The sequence below is a fragment of the Acetobacteroides hydrogenigenes genome, from assembly GCF_004340205.1.
Classification (GTDB): Bacteria; Bacteroidota; Bacteroidia; order Bacteroidales; family ZOR0009; genus Acetobacteroides; species Acetobacteroides hydrogenigenes.
Map to the genome: position 1 here is coordinate 96,624 of NZ_SLWB01000005.1, position 15,845 is coordinate 112,468.

General features: G+C 43.4%; 11 protein-coding genes. 6 read left to right on the forward strand and 5 right to left on the reverse strand.

Annotated features, from left to right (window positions below):
* Positions 1-161: 161 nt before the first annotated feature.
* Positions 162-1,154, reverse strand: coding sequence for a FecR family protein (locus tag CLV25_RS06855; RefSeq protein WP_131838896.1), 993 nt, complete (start codon positions 1,152-1,154; stop codon positions 162-164).
* Positions 1,155-1,315: 161 nt separating this feature from the next.
* On the opposite strand from CLV25_RS06855, the gene CLV25_RS06860 reads away from it, so the two are divergent.
* Positions 1,316-1,909: an RNA polymerase sigma-70 factor gene (locus CLV25_RS06860; RefSeq protein ID WP_131838897.1), complete on the forward strand. Its 594-nt coding sequence runs from the start codon at positions 1,316-1,318 to the stop codon at positions 1,907-1,909.
* 463 nt (positions 1,910-2,372) lie between these two features.
* Here CLV25_RS06860 and CLV25_RS06865 read toward each other — a convergent pair whose 3' ends face one another.
* The 4 genes from CLV25_RS06865 to CLV25_RS06880 all read right to left on the reverse strand — a co-directional run bounded on the left by CLV25_RS06865 (position 2,373) and on the right by CLV25_RS06880 (position 10,470).
* Positions 2,373-4,643, reverse strand: coding sequence for a GH92 family glycosyl hydrolase (locus tag CLV25_RS06865; RefSeq protein ID WP_131838898.1), 2,271 nt, complete (start codon positions 4,641-4,643; stop codon positions 2,373-2,375).
* A 787-nt stretch (positions 4,644-5,430) separates the two neighbouring features.
* Positions 5,431-7,665 (reverse strand): GH92 family glycosyl hydrolase, encoded by a 2,235-nt coding sequence (locus CLV25_RS06870; protein ID WP_243649607.1) that lies wholly within the window; start codon positions 7,663-7,665, stop codon positions 5,431-5,433.
* A 351-nt stretch (positions 7,666-8,016) separates the two neighbouring features.
* Positions 8,017-9,087 (reverse strand): hypothetical protein, encoded by a 1,071-nt coding sequence (locus tag CLV25_RS06875; protein ID WP_131838900.1) that lies wholly within the window; start codon positions 9,085-9,087, stop codon positions 8,017-8,019.
* Positions 9,088-9,714: 627 nt separating this feature from the next.
* The gene (locus CLV25_RS06880) at positions 9,715-10,470 is read right to left on the reverse strand and encodes a DUF6261 family protein (RefSeq protein ID WP_131838901.1); all 756 of its coding nucleotides are present in this window, start codon (positions 10,468-10,470) and stop codon (positions 9,715-9,717) included.
* A gap of 977 nt (positions 10,471-11,447) precedes the next feature.
* On the opposite strand from CLV25_RS06880, the gene CLV25_RS06885 reads away from it, so the two are divergent.
* The 5 genes from CLV25_RS06885 to CLV25_RS06905 all read left to right on the forward strand — a co-directional run bounded on the left by CLV25_RS06885 (position 11,448) and on the right by CLV25_RS06905 (position 15,762).
* Positions 11,448-11,660 (forward strand): hypothetical protein, encoded by a 213-nt coding sequence (locus CLV25_RS06885; protein WP_131838902.1) that lies wholly within the window; start codon positions 11,448-11,450, stop codon positions 11,658-11,660.
* 481 nt (positions 11,661-12,141) lie between these two features.
* Positions 12,142-12,858, forward strand: a complete 717-nt coding sequence (locus CLV25_RS06890) for a hypothetical protein (protein WP_131838903.1) — start codon at positions 12,142-12,144, stop codon at positions 12,856-12,858.
* Positions 12,859-13,175: 317 nt separating this feature from the next.
* Positions 13,176-14,066, forward strand: a complete 891-nt coding sequence (locus CLV25_RS06895) for a hypothetical protein (RefSeq protein ID WP_131838904.1) — start codon at positions 13,176-13,178, stop codon at positions 14,064-14,066.
* Between the two features lie 244 nt (positions 14,067-14,310).
* On the forward strand, positions 14,311-14,817 hold the full coding sequence (locus CLV25_RS06900) for a hypothetical protein (RefSeq protein WP_131838905.1): 507 nt from the start codon (positions 14,311-14,313) through the stop codon (positions 14,815-14,817).
* 225 nt (positions 14,818-15,042) lie between these two features.
* Positions 15,043-15,762 carry an NUDIX hydrolase gene (locus CLV25_RS06905; RefSeq protein WP_165877018.1) on the forward strand — a complete coding sequence of 240 codons (720 nt, stop codon included), beginning with the start codon at positions 15,043-15,045 and terminating at the stop codon, positions 15,760-15,762.
* Positions 15,763-15,845: the final 83 nt, after the last annotated feature.

A 15,845-nucleotide genomic window follows, 5' to 3' on the forward strand; every position in this document is an offset into this window, starting at 1 on the left:
CATTGTATTAACAATAAGCAAAGTGTTGGCTTAGGAGCGAATCCGAATGATTACCCCCTCAAAGAATCCTGATGTCGTTTTCGTGCTTCCATAGATTAAGTTCTCTCTTTTAAATTCGACACTGCTCTGTAAAAAACTATACTGCAACTATTTTATGCAGCTTATTTTCGGCCAGGTTTAAAAAGGTATACGGTCTTACTTTTTATCGAATAATCAATGCTTCGGGTCATCTTTAGGATTGACAATATTTTGTCTAAACCTTCATCTTTATAGAAGTCGCAGGTAAAGCGTTCTTTCTTTAAGCTGTTATCGAGAAACACAAACCTTACTCCGTAGTGCTTTTCGAGAGTTAAGGCTATTTCGAGCAGCGTAGTTTGCTCGAAATGGAACTTACCCCTTATCCAAATAGGATACTTTTGATTCGAAACAGATGAGTAGGTGACCACTTTTGTTTTGGTATCTACCTCAATTCTATTCCCCGGAGTAAGCTTATGCTCTCCATTTCCTGCATTAGGCACATTCACCGAAACAGAACCGCTGTATAATGTTGTTGTCACCAGCTCGTCTTCCAATCTAGCCTTTACGTTGAACTCCGTTCCGTATACCCTTGTCTCTACATTTTTACTGTTTACGACAAACTGTGATCGCTTGTCTTTTGCAACCTTAAAGTATGCCTCTCCGGTAAGGAGCACATTTCTTTTGGAAGAAAACATCGAGGTTGTATATGTCAACTTCGACGACGAGTTTACCCAGACCTTAGAACCATCGGGCAATAGAACCTGAGATTGCTCTCCTGCATCGGTAATTACCGTATATTCCGATTGTTTGTTAACTGCTATCAAAAAAATTGCACTAGTCACCACTATTCCAATAAAGAATGCGGCAACGGCGGCAACCTTACTTGTCCATAGCTTTAGGGTTTTAGTTTTACGCCTATTCTTTTCAAGTAGCGCCTTAAATTCTTTTAGCGACTTTTCAACGTCTACGCTTTCCATATCGTCTAATCGATCGCCGATAAAAACTGTATAGTAAAGCTGCTCTAGCAGCTTCTTATTTTCGGGGGACTCGTTATACCAACTTTCTACTTCTGCATTTTCAAGGTTATTGGTATTCCCTCTTAAGTAGCGAAGAAGTAAACCTTCATCTATTCTCATACAATTTTCGACTAATCACTGATTATACATTTGGAGAAGACATCATACTAACGCATTTAGGTAATATTAAGCCTATTTAAGTGTTGTGTTTTTGATTTTCTATTTAGTTAGCCTTTTTTTGCACTTATTATTGTGTCAATAATAGGAAAAATGTTGTTCCAATGGAAGAGAACTCGCAACTAAAAGATATTTCGGATAATCGGAAGATCGTCGAGATGCTACGTAATAACGACGAGGAGAGCTTCGATGCGGTATATCGGTACTACTTCCAGAAGCTATTTGCATTTGCCTGCCAATATTTAAGCCGCGACGAAGCTGAAGAGGTTGTTCAGGAAACAATGGTATGGCTATGGGAAAATAGAGATAAGCTAATAGCCGAGCTTAACCTTAAGACGCTTCTATTTACCATCGTTAAGAATAAATCGCTCAATAAGATATCGCACCAAAAGGTAAAGCAAAAGGTTCATCAGGAGATTGTAGAAAAGTTTGATGAGCAATTTTCTTCTCCCGATTTCTACCTCGAGACGGAGCTATTTGAGCTTTACCAGGAAGCGCTTAAAAAGGTTCCCGAAGAGTTTCGTAAAACCTACGAAATGCATAGGAATGGAAACCTCACCCATAAGGAGATTGCCGAAAAGCTGAACGTTTCTCCGCAGCTGGTAAACTACCACATCGGACAGGTTCTTAAGATACTTCGTGCAGAGCTAAAAGACTATCTACCAATTATGGTGGCCCTTGGAATAATTAAGCTTTGATGGTTACTTTAGAAGGTAAAAGAAGTTATTTCAGAAGTGGAGCGTAGCAACATACTGCCATAGCGGGATTAAAGGAATTAAAGGGACTAAAGAATGACGGAGAAACAGCTATCCCTTATAATCTCTTCTTTTGCTAAAGAAGCTATTCAACCACTTCGTGGTTGCTTCCTTCTCGTCCTCATTTCCCCGAGTTGCACTCGGGGCTATTCACATTGAAGCCCATAAGGGCTTCTAATCGAAATCAAGAAGCAATACTCCCGCTATCTTCATCAATTAATGCAACTATTATAAGCTGACGAATAGCAATCCTGAAAGGATTGAATATGAATAGCCCCGTATGCAATGCGGGGAAACAGTAGGCAATGCTACAACAACCGCAAAGGGGGTGAATGTTGAAATAAAAAAGAGGAACCACACCAACAGAATATTAACCAAAAAAAGGGAGGCATTTGCCTCCCTTTTTCTATTTCTTATCCATCGAGTAGGGTAAGTCTGAATTCTTGGTTCCCCTTGATGTGTTGGGCTTGTCGGCCATCTTTAGCTTAAGCGTGCCGCCGCCAACAATCTCCTTATGGGTAAGGAAGTTTCGCGTAAAGGGTTTGCCCGATAGCTGGGCGTTGTCGATGTAAACATTCTTCGCATCGTTGCCCTGCGCATCGATGGTAAACTTCTTGCCGTTGGGTAGGCTGATGGTTGCCTTCTTGAATAGTGGCGATCCGAGCACATACTCGGGCTTTCCGGGGCATACGGGGTAGAAGCCCATCGCCGAAAAGACGTACCATGCCGAGGTTTGTCCGTTATCCTCGTCGCCGCAGTAGCCCTTGCTGCCCGAGTTGTAGAGTCGGTTCATTACGTTGCGTAGGTGGTACTGCGCCTTCCAGGGTTCGCCTATGTGGTTGTAAAGGTAGATGGCGTGCTGAATGGGCTGGTTGCCGTGGGCGTACTGTCCCATGTTTAGGGCAACCATCTCGGCTATTTCGTGGATAACAAAACCGTAGGTTCCCACCTTGTAGGTGTTTGGTGCGGTAAATAGCGAGTCTAACCTTTTGCCCATCGCCTTGTGGCCACCAAATAGCTGCGCCAATCCTTCGGGATTATGCATTACGCTCCAAGTCCAGTGCCACGAGCTTCCTTCGGTAAATGGTCCACCCCATTCTACTGCATCGAAAGGTTCAATCCACTTGCCGTTCTTATCCTTTCCGCGCACAAAACCTACGCTGGTATCGAATACGTTCTTGTAGTTATAGGCATACTTTTGGTACTCCCTCTGAACATCCTTACGTCCGATTGATCCGGCGAACTGCGATAAGCACCAGTCGGCATATGCGTACTCCAAAGTCTTGGCAGTAGACTCGTTGAAATCGGGGTAGGGGACATAACCCAGCTTAAAGTAGGCATCTGCGCCATTGCGTCCAACCGATGAGTGAGGCCCCTGAAATTTGGTTTGATGAATCATTGCCTCTAGGGTTTTCTTGGCATCGATGGTACGGATACCCTTCATCCAGGCATCGGTAAGGATGGAGATGGAGTTGTTCCCAATCATGCAGCCGCGATGTCCGGGGCTTGCCCACTCGGGAAGGAAGCCGCTCTCGTTGTAGGCGTTGATGATCGACTGGGTAATCTTTACCGAAACCTCGGGGTAAACCAAGGTAAAGAGCGGATGTACGGCGCGGAAGGTGTCCCAGAAGCCGTTATCGGTGTACATGTAGCCGCTATGTACCTTGCCATCGTATGGGCTGTAGTAGATGGGCTTGTTGCCCTTATCAAACTCGAAGAATTGACGTGGGAAAAGCAGCACACGGTATAGGCACGAGTAGAATGTGCGCAGCTGCTCGTCGGTGCCGCCCTCTACCTTAATGCGATTCATGTAGGTGTTCCACTCTTTTGCGGCTTCGGCCTTAATGGAATCGAACGATTTGCCGGCAACCTCGCGGTCGAAGTTCCTCTGCGCCTGCTCGGGCGAGATAAACGACGAGGCAACACGAACGATCAGCTCCTCGCCATCCTTAACATCGGGAACCACGTAGGCAAGGGTCTTCTTTCCCTCGGCCTCCATCTTACCCTCGGTAGCAACATTGTCGGTAGAGGTTCCACCGCTAACGATTGGCTTGTTGAGCTCGATGGTAAAGTAGTTGGCGAAGTTGGCAGGAACGTCTCCGCTATTATTCCTCACATATCCGGTGATGCGCTTACGATCCTTACTAATAGTTACGCCGCTGCCGCCATCGTAGGCATCTACCACTAGGTAGCGCTTTTGATTGGGGGCAAAGCGAATGCGGAAAATGGCTCCCCTCGTGGTGGCCGTCATCTCGGTAGATGTTCCATTGTCGAAGGTTACCTTAAAGTAGTTGGGCTGCGCCTTTAGGTTGCTGTGGCTATAGGCTGCGCCGCGCTCCTTGTCCGAGAGCTTCAGCTCGCCCGAAACGGGCATAATGGAAAAAGTTCCGTAGTCGTTAATCCATGGGCTGGGCTGATGGGTTTGGCGGAAGCCTCGTATCTCCTTGTCGGCATAGGAGTACATCCATCCGCTACGATTCTCGCCCGTTTGTGGGCTCCAGAAGTTCATTCCCCAAGGAACAGCCACCGCCGGGTAGGTGTTCCCGTACGAGAACTGGTAGGTCGATTCGGTTCCCATCAGCGTGTTGACGTAGGAGATGGGCTCCTGAGCAAATGCTCTTCCCGCTACCCCGAGTAGGAGAGGAGTGAGCAATGCTGCAACGGTTATTCTCTTCATAAGTCTGTGTTTGATAATATTTGATAATAGTAGTGATCAATTGGTCGATGTAAAGCTATGTTAGTCGAAGGCTATAATCCATAGCCTGCAAATTAAACCATTTTCTCAAAGCCTAAATGCATAATCATGGCTGATTATCCTCCCGCTTAGGCGGGAGGGCAGTGGGTTTGCTCTTTTAAATCAACATTCTTACTCCACTTAGCTTTCTTCCCCCCCCTACCTCCCGTCTAAACGGGAGGATAACGTGCTGCTATTAAGCGTTTGTTCTTAAAAATTCAACCTTAACTTAACGGCTATGAGGCACAGACCATAGCCATCAAGTTAAGCGGTAGCATGCTACGAAGTAGCTAACCCTTAGTAACCGCGGATGAAATCCGTGGATGCTGAACGTCCCCCTATTTAGCAGCCCCGGATGGGGCTGAACCTTTTGGCGAACGAACGGCATTTGGGGCAACCCCTTCGGGGCTGATTGTTTTCTACCACATTGCCGTGGGTTTCACCCACGGTTACTTAAGTGGCGCTACGTTGTAGCGCTTTAATGCAGCCCCTGCTGTCGTTTGATGCTTTAGCTTGACGACTATAAGCGTAATCTCAACCGAACAAGGCTATTTAAGCTTAAGCAATCCTCCTTTTTTGCTTAATCAAAGCAAGGTACAAGGCAAACTCTCGTGCGCAAGCCTTCCTTTAACTTCTGAAATAACTTCGTGTAACTTCTTATAACTTCCCGGTTACCTATTTCCGATAGCTACCAATTATGGGTTTGATACTTTCCTAAACTCCCATCAATCTACTCCCTAAAGGTATGATAATTTGGCCTATCGCCCATCGTTATTACCAGCGTTCCACCGTTTGTCAAGTCGGAATGGGTAAAGAATGGCGTGCTAAGCGGTTTCCCGTTGAGGCTTACCGATTGAATATATCGGTTCTTTCGGCTGTTCTCCTTGGTGACGATGGTAAAGTGCTTGCCATTCTCCAGGTTGATGGTCACCTCGCTGAAAAGGGGGCGACCAATGGAGTACACCGGCTTGCCCGGGCAAACCTGGTAGAAGCCCATGCTGTTTAGGATGTACCATGCCGACATCTGGCCGCAGTCCTCGTTGCCCGAGAGACCGTTTGGCGCGTTATGATAGAGGCTGTGCAGCACGCTATCCACCAATGCCTGGGTTTTCCAAGGCTGTCCAACGTAGTTGTATAGGTGGGTGATGTGATGGCTTGGCTCGTTGCCATGCGCGTACTGCCCGATAAGACCCGAGATATCAGCCGATACGGACTCGCCTTCCATTTTGGAGCTGGCGGAGAAGAGCGAATCGAGCTTGCCTATAAAAGCCTGCTTACCGCCCATCAGCTTCATCAGCCCATCAACATTTTGGGGAACAAACCACGTCCATTGCCAGGCGTTGCCCTCGCAGTAGTCGTCGTTGCGGTGAACTGACGAGGTGGGATTAAACGGCGTGCGCCAATTGCCGTTCGAATCCTTGCCTCGCATAAACCTTACGGATGGATCGAAGTAGTTCCTATACCCTTCGCCAAATGTGGCGTAGCGGTTGGCAATGTCCTTCTTACCCAAGCTATCTGCCAGAATGGAGATGCACCAGTCGTCGTAGGCATACTCCAGCGCCTTGGCTACCGATTCGTTGTCCTTATCGCAGGGCACATAGCCTATCCTGTTCTTCCAGTACTTAGCCTGTGGCATCAGGCGGGGCAGCACCAAGCGGGGGCAATTAATCCCGGCGGTGTCGTACTCGGCCGTGCGAACGCTCATCTTAAGCGCCTCCTCCACATCAAAATCGCGGTAGCCCTTCATGTAGGCATCGACTATAACCGGAACGGCATGGTAGCCGATCATCTCGCCGGTTTCGTTGCCGCTTAGCTCCCACATGGGGAAGATGCCCTCCTCGCGCGACTTCTGAATCAGCGATCGGATAAACGTCTGGTTCAGCTTCGGATCGATAATCGTCTGCAAGGGGTGAAGCGCCCTAAAGGTATCCCACAACGAGAAGACGGTGTACTGAGGCTTATGCGGATCACCCTGATGGATCTTGAGGTCCATCCCCAAATGTCTTCCATCTACATCCGAAAAGATGTTTGGAGATATGGCGCTGTGGTAGAGTGCCGTGTAGAATATGGTCTTATTCTGAGTGTTCTTATCCTTTACATCGATCTTGGCAAGGTAGTCGTTCCAGGCCTTACGGGCCGAAGCGCGAACTCCATTAAAATCCCATCCTGGAATTTCCGCCTCAAGGTTCATCTTAGCCCCCTGCATATCCACCGACGAGATGCCCATCTTAGCCAGCACCACTTCGCCCTTTTTGGTGCTGAAGTGGAGCAGCACCTTGGCAACGGGGCGCTTTCGTCCGCCCTTATCCAAGGCCATGGAGTCGGTTACCATGGTGTAGGTAAAGGGTTTGGAGAACTTAACGTAGAAGTTGATGTACTGATCGAAAGCCCAGTACATGGTTTTCTTTCGCCCGCGGATCTCCGTATTGCTGATAACCTCAATCTGCATCTCCTTGTTGGTTTGCTGCTGAAGGCTGTAGTCGAAGTCGAGGATAAAACCAGCGTTCTTACTCTCTGGGAAGGTATATCGATGGATGGCGGCGCGCTTGGTGGCGGTTAGCTCGGCCTTTACCTTGTAGCGATCGAGCAAAACGGAGTAGTAGCCCGGCTCGGCATGCTCGTTCCTATGCGAGAACGAGGAGGCGTAGGCCATTCGCTGGCTCTTCGATCCCAACGAAAAGTAGTCCTGCCTGCCAACGGTAGGCATCAGCAGCACATCGCCGTAGTCGCAGCAGCCCGTACCGCTAAGGTGCGTATGCGAAAAGCCGTTGATGGTGGTATCATCGTAGTAGTAGCCCGAGCAGGAGTCCCAATCGAGCATCCGCGTATCGGGACTGGGCTGAATCATGCCATGAGGAACAACGGGGCCCGGAAAGGTATGCCCATGTCCACCCGTTCCGATAAAGGGGTTTACGTACTTCACGTAATCGCCCGTAGCGGCCATTCCCGCTGTCGAAATGGCCATAAGTAGTAGTATTGCCGTCTGTTTTAGCTGCTTCATTCTTCGTTCAATAGGTATGATGTATAGGGCACCCCTTGGCCGTTGCAACCAGCACAATCCAAGGAGGATTTTCCCGATGGTAATACAATTGAGCGAGTAAAGTTACTAAAACTCTATAAGGAATATTTGGGTTTGGACAACCACAGGCGGCACAACGGATCGTAAAATTGTAATAAGGAATAATCCTTGTAATCTATGATGCCCCATTCCTATTGGATATAAAAAAGTGAGGTGCATTCTAGTAAAAAAATAGATCCTTGCAGGCAACTTTCTTATTCCTGCAAGGATCTATATTTCTACCTAACTTTAAAAACGCTATTTGGGTATGCTCGCAACGGCATGGGCAATAATCCAGAGCTTGCCATCACCATTGGTATCTGTAACCATAAAATCTTGACTAAATGAGGTTGCCTTTGGATCGAAGTACTCGGTAAAGCCATACTGACCTGGAGCAAGCGTTGTAGGCTTTGCATCGCTTACGTAGATGTGTACCTCGCCTAACTTGTAAGGAACATTCATCTCATACTTAACCTGTACTAGACCAAGCATAACCTTTACGTATAATGTGCCTACAAGTGTACCATTAGCCGTATTGTTTAGTCCTGCACCGGCATAGATTGGTGCCGCATAGTCGCCAAATGCCAGATTACCAGCCCAGCCCCAGCGATTTTGGGTAAGGTTAAGCGATGGGTAGTTCTCTGGATTCGATTTCTTGTTTGTGGTAAATACATATCCTCCCTGGCTTTTTGCAAACTTTGCAAAGGCTGTTTCGTTTACATACTCTAAAGGAGGAGGTGTGGTAGGACAGCAAACGGTGTAGGTGGAGAACCATCCCCAGCGTGGTCCACCAAATGGTGTACCTTCGCTCCATGCAGTTTCATCACTCGCTCCATTCAGACCCTTAAGTGCAGCATGAGCATAGATGTAAATATCCTTGTCGCAGAAGGTCGTTAAATCTACAATTACATCGGTTAGCGGAACGGTAAACGTATAAACGGTGGTAGAAGGATCTAAGCCCTCGGCCTTATAAGGGAATAGACCAGGTATTGGTGTCCCTCCTGGGGTCTTTGGAACCAGTGTAGGATCTACGCCAACCCATAAGTGTGCTTGCTCAATGTAGTAGTTGGTATTGTAGATTTCGTAGGTAACGTAAAGATTTTGGGTGTCGTTGTAAACTATAAGGTTGCCAACATCGATAGTTTGTCCTGCATAGATCTTAAACGTATCGGCAGGGCAGTTAGCCGAGGAAGCAGTATATGACATTACCGTTCCTGTTTGAGTAGCATCTGAATTTAAGGATAATTCATCAACCAACGTTTCCTGCTGACAGGATGCGAATAACATTGTTACTCCTGCAGCTAATCCAAAGAAAAATCGATTCTTCATAGACTTTAAGGTTGTTTGATTGTTTTCGGGCGGCTGACATGCTTTTTATATAATACCTCTATTCGCTTAAAAAAGTTTTACTATTTAGAATAATTCTATATAAAATTTAGAAATATTACAAGTGAAGCAGCGTTTTCAACGAGATCATCCACTCGTATAATCAAATATTCAGAGTATTAACATGCAGACAAATAACGTTATATGTGGTTGAGTTGGTGAAAAGCAACTTAATTCTGTTTCTTAAGGTTTATTGAAGAGCTATAAGTTGACATGACCCTGCCTTTTTAGTCTTATTGTACAGGCGAACTGTCGAGCATTTCTAGCATCTATCTCAACCTATCTTCCTAACGGGAGATTGCGATACCGCCATAATGCATACTTCACGACAATGGCCCATAAGGGCTACCTATTTGAATGGTAAAGCTTACCAATCCAGAAAATACCAAAAATAGCTAAGCATACGAAGATTGATTTCAGAGTCCTTTATACGCCTCCATATTTTGCTATTTAAAACCGAAGGGTACCAGGATATACTCTCAGAGCTCTCTGCATTTTCTTATCTCGGTGTTAAAACCACAACAAAAAAGGGAGCCGCAGCTCCCTTCCCCTTATATCCCCACGGTAAGCCTATGCTTCCGGCTTTTGGTTATTTTTCTTCTCCTCGCGCTTCTTCTTGAGGGCGGCCTGACGAACAGCCTCGCCCTTCTCGAATTTGGCGTTGTGGATCGCAATCGTAGAATAGAGTTCTGCCCACTTGCTGGTCTTTTCCTCGCTAGCCTTAATGCCGATATATACCAGCAGATTGCGGGTATCGGCATGAAATTCGTTACGGATATTGGAAGCACCTTCATTCTCTTCTGCTTCAATATTCTTCATGATACTTTGGAGGAATACTGCTTCGTACTCGGCCTCTTCAGCAAGGAGCTGCTGCAGCTTCGATTCCAGCTTTAGGGTAGCCATCGCATCAACATACACCTGCTGCTTTACATCCTGAATGAAGCTGTTAATCATTCCGGTTGCACCGCTGTAGCTGGTATTCGAGAACTCAGCTGCGTACCTCGTAAAGAGCGCATTGAGTATAATAGCTGCATTCCGTTCCGCTTCGATGCTGGAGTTCAGGTAGCTCTTTATTCCCATGTGGATAGCTTGGAACGACTTGCCCCGCATCTTCGCAATTTCCGACACCTTATCGGTATACGGATTCTTGCGTACCTGCATGTACCCCAGCTCCATTCGGGTAAAGGTGCCTTGATACGTTTTGTAAGCGTTCGATGCGAACAGCTCGGCATTCTCCTCAGCAGTTAGAATTAGGTTTAGGTCGTTGGCGTAGCCTACAAGTGAGTTAAGTAGGCATTTTCTTAAGAATGACAAAAATTTGCTCATTTCATTAAGGTGTTAAATTAATTGTGCTGTTGGTATATATGGTGGGGATACTGCAAAGGGAATGATGATATACCGGGCGCTTTAAGGGAATTCTTGCACCCATTTGGCAGCGTAGATAGGCTGCTTTCCAGTAAATAGTATCTTTCTATATGGCCTAATCGGCGCATAGCGAGGCCGACATTTGCGAACCTTACGTAGAATGCCATACTACTTGCATTTATATTTCTGGTTAAGACTATATGCTGTGGCTATTTTACCCAAACAGAATATGGAAAATAGCCTTTATGCCTCATATTATACGTCTTGAATCGTTTCGCGATGCCTAATTGGCAGTCAATGTGCTCCACAAACTAGTTCAAATCGCACTTTTACCTCCCGTTGTACGCCTTGAACAAATTCGCAACGTACTTTTGCCTCTCATTGTACGTCGTGAACTAATTCGCAACGTACCTTTACCTCCCATTCTACACCGAGAATTGTTGCATGCCGACACATTGGCAGCCGGAGATCCATTTGCACTTTTTTGTTTGGCCAGCTAACCGGGTAACCCTTTGCTTTCTTTAATGCAAACCGTGATTTGCATCAAAATCGCTCCAGCTACACCCGGCTAGCGGCCAATTGGTCTCCAAAACCGATGAAAAGTTAGCAAAAGTTCAGCTAACAAACAAATATTTTACAAGCTTTTTTCTGTATAAGCTGCTATAATATAGGCGATACTACCATATAGCACACTGTAGCGCTATTTTTTATTTTATACAGATGTGCTTAATGGGAGATTTTTTTATAACTTTCGAGGGATAACCTATAGTATATCCATAACTTGATGGATTAGAGGGGGAGAGATTTTGTGGGGCTCCGTTTCGGAGGGGGTGGATGAAGGTTGTAGGTTAGAGATAAACCTTATACGGTGAGGATAAGCACAGTTTTGTTGCGCTTATAAATGAGTTATGTGTAATATAAAACCAAATTCTACTATAATGAATAAACCCAAAAATCACGGCAAGCAATGGTCTGAAAATGACGTTGAAAGGTTGAGAGTTCTAATTAATGGGAACACTCCCACTGGAATAATTGCTTTTAAACTAGGCAGGTCTGAGGATGCTATCAGGACAAAGGCAAACGGTGAGGGATTTTCTTTAAAACCAACTAATCAATCTCCTTACAATAGAAATGATTCGAAAGGGAAGTAGTAATTCTATCATTCCTATTCGTTAAATTATACGGGCAAACGATGTATTGTTCTTGACTTAAGTCAGAAACAAAAACACCGAGTTCTGTTATTACATTCAAAATTTATTCCGTTGTTATTTCACTAATAGAATAATATTTATGTAACAATAAAGTCAGGCGGGGTAACTTAAAAAAAAATTTAATGAAAATTTTTGTAAAAGTTTACCTGCGGAAATCCACTCCGTCAAAATGGGATTTTTTGTTTAAAGCAATCTCAGTGGTTGTTAGAATCCTTTTAAGGATTTATCTGATGTAATATTACTATTTGGCGAATGCGTAGGGAGAAAGTAGAGAATACCCCTACGCTTTACCATCATAGTGAGCGTTCTCACACCCGCCTGACTATAATTGAAATAACTATACACAATAAACGGCAATTGTAAGACGACAACGACACAGTAATAGACATTTTTAATAATCACAAACGACTAAATTCAAATTATGAAAGCAATTAGATACATCATTTTTATTCCAATAATCTTTTTGATTATTGCAACAATCTACACTTTATTGCCAATGGCTTTGTTTGGACTAATGGGTCTAAGCAATATATGGCTCATCATACTGCTAGTATTTTTTGGTGGATTAGCCGTGGTTATTTTTCAATTACTACCAATAGGTGTCGCTTGGCTTTCATCTAAAATTTCACCAAGTGAAAAATTTGCCTATAATTCTATTCTGACAATTAGTATTCTATTGAGCATTGTTCAGATTTATGGCTATTGGTCAGCTCCCAACATAACCACATGTAGTTTTGGATATTTCTTAGGAATAATGCTAACTTGTCTTACAATTGGTTTTGCAGCATCCTTTTCTATTGGTGCAGGTATTCAGATGGAAGAAGAAAAAGGTGCATCTCTAGCTATAATACTTGCAATCGGGTCTATTGTTTTCTATATAGGTATATTCCTAGTTTTTTGTCTTTTGTCAATCAAAATTTGTTACATCAATCCTGACAAGACCTACACTTGGTATTCGGGAATTTTGCATGGCATACTTGTTATACCTCATTGGATTATAAGCTGGTTTTTAGATGATATATATTGCAAAGCACCTAACTCCACGACTGCATATAGCTTATGGTGGTGGATTAGTTTCATATTTTTTGGACTAATCTTTCTTGGCGGTGGTAGAAATTGCAATCAAAGCGTTAGTTAGATCTTTGGAAAGTACAATAAAAATAATTTCTTAGTTCGACTGAGACAGGAGCCTTCGCCTAACGAGGGTATAATTGTCTCTACAGCAAAGAGTTTTTCAAATTAATCGAAAAAGGTTGTTGAGAACTTGAAACAAGAGAATAGACTTGACTACTTTGAGTTATTTGATTTTAACAGATTTTGCTCCATATTGAATGTGTTGGATTTTAGCAAGCAGAAAAATTGGAGATTACTTATTCAAAATTGGAAAAATAACGCCCTTGACATTGTATAGCATTATATAAGACTAAAACGAACTAACAATAAAATTTTCACATTATGAAGAATTTGTTTATTTTCCTGTTGATTGCTTTGATTAGTACTTATTCAATCAAACTAAAAGACAAGTCAAAAATATGGATTATTGCTATCGTGATACCTTTCTTCAGTCTAATTGTCTTTGGAGTAATAATATCTATTGTAAAATCCGCATATTTTGCTGGACATGAAATTGGTATGTCATTAATACCTGCAATAATCTCAGGTATTGTTATTTATTTTCAAATAAAAAAGAAGATTAAAAGTGAGAATATTGTAAAGTTTCCAATTCTACTTGTAATCTTTATTGGTATCTCACTTATTGGTTCAATCGCACAATATGCTCTTGAAACAAAGAATAGAATATTCATTCAAGAATATTCCAAAAATAAAGACATATTAAAACTTGATACGAACTCAACCAAAAATGAAACCAATGATAAAAGCCAGTTGTTAAATTTAGATTTTAATGGAGTATCGTTTTCATATCTCAATGGTTGGAAAGTTGAAACTAAAGTTTTACAAGAAAATTTGGGTTTTCAAGTAAGTTGCGAAAAAACGGGGCTTTCTTCTGATATGATTTCTATTGTATGGCTTCGTGGTACAAATTTTAGTACAATAAGAGAAATGGCAGAAAATACTATTGAGGGTATTAATGAAGAAATGTCTGCGTATAATGCAAAAGCCAATAAAGGAAATTTATACTATTGTACTTTCATTGGTAAGGATGCTGTTGCGTTAGATTATACAATGACATTATTTGGTGAAATAATATACGGTAAAATTATATCATTTATAATGAATGGCAACACAGTTGTAGTGACAAAACAAAGTGATACAAAAGACAAGTTGAATACAAATTTTAAACTTATAGAAAAAAGTTTTAATCTAAAAAAATTTACCCCACGCTAAGCGTAGTCTAATTCAACGCACAAGGCTCGGCGGCAGCTGTAATGCCGTCGAACATTGTCTGAATCACAGATTCGACGGATTAAAGGATTATACGGCTAGCCTTTCGGCAAAGAGGATTATCGCTGGTTACTTGGTGTACTATCCGTGAAATTGGTGTAATCATTTTAATCTGTGATTCGGACAATGAGTATAGATATGCATTGAATGCGTCTCGGAAAAGTTAGAAGTAGAAAATATTCTAGCTATGAGTGGAATAAAGAAGGCAATTGACAGGCTAAAGCAGCCACGCAACGGTAGCGTAAAGCAACAGGAAAATCGCCACCTAAACAATATTGGTGGCGGCAATACCATTACCATAAACGGTAAGGAATACGTAAAGGTAAAGCTTCGCTTTGTTGATACGCTGGACACCAACGCCAGCCAATACCTTACCAACCTTGAGACCGAGCTGGAGCTGCTACGGGCGGAGGTAGAAAAGCTTTCGGCCATTCGCGATGCGAATGCGGTAAAAATACAGGAACTCGAGTACCTTAACATCAACCTATATCAAGTTGTCTTCACCGAGAAGGCAAAGTTCCGCACAAAGGAAGAGAAGCTTTTAGCTAAGGAGGAAAAGTATCTAGCCCGAATAGCCAAAAAGGATAACACCATACAAGCGCTGGAGAAGGAGCTAAAACAGCAGAAAACGCTAATTACCCAGCAAAACATCGAAATAGAAAAGCTGCAAAAGGAAATCCAGAACAGAACATAGATATACTAGAGGTAGTAGCACAGTTCGAAAGGTTGCGTGCTGCAAATAAAGCTACGTCATAAAGCGTAGAATAGCGATAGCAAGAGGTAAGGGGGGATATTTTCCGTTGGTTGTACGCGCAAACGCTTTATCCGCCACCATGCTTACAGGCAAAAGCCTGTTGAATTAAAGTATATTTGCCCACGGCTAGAGGTTCTGCCAGCCGATCGATAAAGCATGATGGAAATGATAGAAACAGCTAATAACAAGTATGATGGAGTGGTAGTAGACAGTACAACACTTCCAGATAATTTGGATGATTTCAAAAAGGGAATAGTAGAATTAGTTGAAAGCCTAACGAATAAAAGGCTTCTATGGATAAAAATCCCAATCGAGAAGTCTGAATTTATACCCGTACTTACCAAGCTTGATTTTGAGTTTCATCACTGCGACGAGAGAAGCGTAATGCTTGTAAAAAAGCTGGCGCACGACTCCTTTATTCCTACAACTAAAAACTACATTGTAGGAGTTGGTGCAATTGTGCTTAACCAAGGACAGCTGCTGGTGGTTAAGGATCGATTCTCGGAAGGCTATAAGCTGCCTGGCGGGCATATTGATAAGAACGAATCCATAAAGGATGCACTAAGGAGAGAGGTTCTCGAAGAAACCGGAGTAAGCGTTGAGTTCGAATCTATTGTAAATATTGGGCATTTCAGAAATGGGCAGTTTGGAGAATCGAACCTTTATATTGTATGTACAGCAAAAGCCTTTTCTAATGATATTTCTATAAACGATTCGTCTGAAATTGTCGAAGCACGTTGGATAGAACCTACAGAATTTCTTCGCTCAGACGATGTGAATAGCTACAATAAGAGTGTTGTCTTGGCAGCACTCAACAATAAAGAGCTAAAGCTTACCGAACAGCAGGTTAAGCTTAGAGTCCCTGGAGGTGAGGTGTTCTTTTAAAAGGAATAAATCTTCGAGTAAGGCTTCTGCCTTCGCTAAGGCGTAGAAGTAACAGCTATGTGAATTGGAGAAATCCCCTTACT